Genomic DNA, 3,222 nt, shown 5'->3' on the forward strand with positions numbered 1-3,222 from the left:
CCAAAGCTCAGCGGGAAGCAATGCTTGGGCTTCCATGGTTCCTCTGCCGTCCGGATTGCGACCCAGATAACGGCTGAACTTATCGAGTTCATCCATTGCTTCATCTGCGATCTTTTGAGCTATCTCGACTGGTTTGCGTAAGCCAGAGATGTCGAGCACAGGCTTGCCGTTTGCAGAGATTGGAATGTCTCCATCAAACTCACCTGACGCGGCCCTGTAACTGTATTCTAGGTGTTTTCTCGGTTTCGACACCGTGAGGTCGTTGGGATAGCGAATTACAAATTTATGTCTGAACAATGACATGAATTCGTTCTCGCAGCGTGTAGCTGGTGTACGAAGGCGCTTTTCGTTGTGACACATGAACCAGCTCAGAAGCCAATCTGCGTCAATTGGCATGTCGTTAGTAATCGCTCCGCCTAATGCGACCTTCAAAGTTAGTGGCAGTTCCCAGCCCCAGTTTTTGTAGATGGGCTTCTTGAAATCTGCATCGTCTACAATGATACTCGCTAGATCGATGAATTCTCCAAGATAGCGTTGGGCGGAGTGATTTTTGCTGAACAATTCCTTTAGCCGCACCACCTCGACAAGGATGTCGCGTTTTTCGCTTTCTGGCGCGTCATCGACCAAAAACCGTCGCTCCAAGCCATAGAAGAACAGGAACATGTAGCCTGGGTTAATCGTACCGTCCTGGCGACCGCCTGCCAGCCAATCAAGATAGGTGGTTCTGCAAACAGCAGGGATGCTCGTATAGCCCGGCCAATATGGCATATTGTCGCCGTTCTTGTCCGACCCGACCGGTGCTACAGATAAGGATGGATCGATGTAGGCTCGACACCTCTCGCCATAGGAGGATGACCCAATGCGTGGTGGTGTGCCAACATAGACCATCCCATCGATCGTGCGACTTGCGATAGTTACTGACTGGCCCTTAGGCACCCATCCTTGGTGACGCCCTTGCGGTTTTGCCGAAGAAGTTTGACGGCGCCCTTCTGCTTGAGGCGAAAGCCCCTCTCCCCGATCCAACTGCTGCCGCAGTTCGGTGGATCGCCGCACAGCCTCCGCTGCTATTTGCCCAACTCTTCCAAAGTCGGGTCGAAACTGACCTGACTTATCCGGTCTCGGATTCGTTGCCCGTCCAACTTTGCTCGACGACGGGATAGGGGATGCCTTTTCAGGGCCGCTCTTTTCAGCCATCCGCGCATTGCGACGCTTTTCAAACCACCAGACAAAAGCGATGGGTGCAAGAAGAACGAACAGAGCTTCGAGCGCATCGGGTAGACTGTCCAATGCTATTGCCGCGATTATTACGCAAACAAAGAAAGTGCCGACGTAAAGCCCCATAATGCGGATGATTTTCCAGACAAACGACATCTGTACTGCCTGCCAGTTGGTGGATGAGAGGTCACGCAGATTCTTTCGGCCAAAAACAGATTAGGGCCTTGGCGACTTTAATAAGTGAGTTTGCAAGCGCAGGCTTGATACGGGTCGTCCAAATGATACGGCTGTTTTTGCGCCATGCCCCGCGAAAGCCGACGGTCAGCAACCGGCCCAATTCCCGCCGGTCTGAAATGCGCCCTCATTCCCGTCATCGGATTCATCTGTCCACCACCCTGAAAGCTGCAACCCGTTCAGGTGGCAGGCCACGGCGGCTTTAGTCCCGGGAAGCGCCAATGTGGGACAAGCCCATGGTGGAGCCTTCGAGCTGCCAATCCGCCGATGACAGCGTCAATATGATCCTGATCGATCGGTTGCATCCAGAATGACCTTGACGGTCTCCTGTGGCTGGTCCCACATCGGGAAGTGTCCGCTGCGCTCAAACCAGTGCATCCTTGCTTGAGGAAAGGCCGCCATGGCGCGGTTTGCCTGCTGCGGTAGACACAGCCGATCCTTGCGTCCCCAGCCGATTACAACCGGGGCAGGCGTGTTCGCAGAACCTTGCTGATTTGCGCCGGTAGCGAGATCCTTCACCAGCGAGTCGATGGTACGCGTATCCGCCAGTCTCCTTAGTTCGTGCGATACGAACGCGGGATCCAGCGCCCACGGCCTTGCCGAGAGCTGGACCATGAGCGCGGTCCGGCCTGCGATATTTCCGGTAATGGCAGGAAGCGCCGGCCGTAGCGCCCGTACCAAAGCAATCGATGCCGTTATGGTCGTCCTGAAGAAGCCACGCTCCCACCCTTGCCAGAAGCCGCCCGGATCCAGAGCGACGACCGCGCCGGCCTGGCCGCGTCGCGCCATCTCGAGCACCAGGCGAGCGCCCATAGAGCTGCCAACCATATCGATTCCCGTGAGATTCTCAGCGCCCAGCCAGTTATCCAAGCTGCCCGCCAGCCCGTCAAACGTACCGCTGTCGGCCTCTTCGGGGGACTGCCCGTGGCCCGGCAGATCCACGGCGATTACCTCCCTGACCTGGGCAAGCGCAGGCAAGATCGTGTCCCAAGAGCGGCAGGTTCCCCCAAGCCCATGGACCAGCAGGAGTGGTTTTCCGCGGCCCGTGCGCGTGTGGTGTAAGGTCATGTGCAGGTAAGGCCTTGCATTGGCTTAAGTTCCGCCCGGTTCGCGGCTGTCCATTCTGGCGAGAGATTGGCCAGAAGCGGATAGTCCGCTCACGGCCCAATTTGAGCCCCTACGGTAATAAGAGAGCGCATATGAATTGATAGCTGCTATTAGATAGATGCTATTAGGACGCCCAAGGGTTTTTACAGCGGCTTTGTTAGCGTGCGCCGTCTTAGCAATTCAGTCGCTCACCCGTGTCCATCCTGCGAGCCAGTGCTTGCACGAAGCTGTCATATCTCTCTTTGCCTTTTGCCTGCGCAGCTGCAACAGCGGCATCCGGGAGAGGCGGGTTGGCCGTCAGCCAGAATCTGACGAACAAAGCCAATGCTTCATTCCCGATTTCAACATGCCGGTCCAGTCGCTCAAGCTCACGGATGACCCGATCAATGCGCCTGCTGAACGCTGCCTCCATACGCTCCGAACCATCTGGCGACATAAACGAGACCAGCGCCGCTTCAACTAGCTCAGCCTGAGACACACGCTTTCGCGCCGCATAATCGGCTAGGTGCCGGGCCACTTCCGGTGAAAGCCGGAACGTATGTTTCGATTTCACAGTTCGATTCCGTCGCCAGGGTCAAGGGAAGCCTGACGCGCATTGGCGGTCATCCGGCTGCGAAGTCGTTCTGACCGCGCGGCATCATCGTCGGCTTCACTGGCCTCGACAAA

3 protein-coding genes are annotated in these 3,222 nt (G+C 56.4%); all 3 read right to left on the bottom strand.

The window, feature by feature from the left end; genetic code table 11:
* On the bottom strand, nt 1-1,371 hold a 1,371-nt coding region (locus KBT70_RS12025), incomplete at its 3' end, for a TerB N-terminal domain-containing protein (protein WP_296633487.1).
* Between the two features lie 354 nt (nt 1,372-1,725).
* The gene (locus KBT70_RS12030) at nt 1,726-2,517 is read right to left on the bottom strand and encodes an alpha/beta fold hydrolase (protein ID WP_296633489.1); all 792 of its coding nucleotides are present in this window, start codon (nt 2,515-2,517) and stop codon (nt 1,726-1,728) included.
* 211 nt (nt 2,518-2,728) lie between these two features.
* The gene (locus KBT70_RS12035; protein WP_296633491.1) at nt 2,729-3,109 is read right to left on the bottom strand and encodes a CopG family transcriptional regulator; all 381 of its coding nucleotides are present in this window, start codon (nt 3,107-3,109) and stop codon (nt 2,729-2,731) included.
* Between the last annotated feature and the right edge of the window lie 113 nt (nt 3,110-3,222).

This window comes from Roseovarius sp. (assembly GCF_018066915.1).
Taxonomy (GTDB): Bacteria; Pseudomonadota; Alphaproteobacteria; order Rhodobacterales; family Rhodobacteraceae; genus Roseovarius.